This window comes from Geobacillus sp. LYN3 (assembly GCF_003064505.1).
Taxonomy (GTDB): domain Bacteria; phylum Bacillota; class Bacilli; order Bacillales; family Anoxybacillaceae; genus Parageobacillus_B; species Parageobacillus_B toebii.
The window spans coordinates 1,230,955-1,231,334 of sequence record NZ_QCWL01000001.1; the positions used below are offsets into that span (position 1 = coordinate 1,230,955).

Sequence of the window (380 nt, forward strand, 5' to 3'; positions counted from 1 at the left end):
CGCCGGTACCGCCAACTGGAAGAAGAAATCGAGGCACTGACAGAGCAGCTGATCGAACTCGTACAGACATCGGTCGAGTACGATGGTTGAAGATCGTTCCGGGCTTAGGCGATGCGACCATCGTAGAACTGTTATCAGAGATCGGGAGTTTCTCCCATTATCAGGATCCGCGGCAGCTTATCCAATTAGCGGGCCTGACGCTGCGGGAACATTCCTCCGGCCAACACAAAGGACAAAAACGGATCTCGAAGCGTGGAAGAAGGCGGTTGCGCGCCCTTCTGTTCCGGGTGATGATGCCGATGATCCGCCACAACGAAGCGTTTCGGCAGCTGCACGACTATTACACGACACGTCCTGATAATCCGTTGCGGAAGAAGCAA

Annotated in this window: 1 protein-coding gene; it reads left to right on the forward strand. The window is 54.7% G+C overall.

The window, feature by feature from the left end; translation table 11 throughout:
* On the forward strand, positions 1 to 380 hold a 380-nt coding region (locus DCC82_RS18010; RefSeq protein ID WP_233253020.1), incomplete at both ends, for an IS110 family transposase.